The organism is Bartonella sp. AP57NXGY (assembly GCF_042195805.1).
Taxonomy (GTDB): Bacteria; Pseudomonadota; Alphaproteobacteria; order Rhizobiales; family Rhizobiaceae; genus Bartonella.
Genome location: NZ_JBHIOZ010000597.1, coordinates 1 through 621, shown reverse-complemented (window position 1 = coordinate 621; position 621 = coordinate 1). Strand labels below are relative to the sequence as shown.

The window sequence follows — 621 nt, the reverse complement described above, 5'->3', positions numbered from 1 at the left end:
TAGTATCTCTATAAGCCGTTTCTAACACCGAAAAACCAACTTTTAAACACCAGCGTGATTCACGCCACGGGGGAATTACATCTCAATGAAGGGGAATAAACATGCCACACCGCCCACCTACTATCACGCAACCAGCTATTGCTCGTGCTTTAAGAGAAGCTAAAAAACAAGGATGTGAACTCATAGAAATCAAACCTACAGGGGAATTATTAATTCATATCAATAAAACCATAACACCAACAACGACAGATAATACTTATAGCATTGACGATTTTCCACCACTTGAAAACGAGCAAGAAGACTACGAGACCAGCAAAAGTTGCCCCTCTGTCGACGGTATAAAGTTTTAGCCATGCCAAAACACCGTCCGCCGCATCTTGTTCGTGAACGTACACGCCATGGTAAAGTTATATGGTATGTACGTATTGGTCATGGACCACGGTTTCGGATTGAAGGAACCTATGGAACGCAAGAGTTTGTTGATAATTATACGCTAGCTATTAAACAAGCTCAAAATGGCTCCTCCAAAACAAAGAGGCGTACTAGACTCACAGAAGGGTCTTTCGATTGGTTGTTGCATCAGTATTTACAAAGCATGCAATGGCATAATCAATCAGAATC

At 41.5% G+C, this 621-nt stretch carries 1 protein-coding gene and 1 pseudogene; both read left to right on the top strand.

The window, feature by feature from the left end; all coding sequences use genetic code 11:
• Positions 1–101 precede the first annotated feature (101 nt).
• Positions 102–350 carry a hypothetical protein gene (locus tag ACFIL8_RS12250; RefSeq protein WP_015857131.1) on the top strand — a complete coding sequence of 83 codons (249 nt, stop codon included), beginning with the start codon at positions 102–104 and terminating at the stop codon, positions 348–350.
• A 2-nt stretch (positions 351–352) separates the two neighbouring features.
• Positions 353–621 (top strand): annotated as a pseudogene (locus ACFIL8_RS12245) (integrase); the annotation flags it as partial.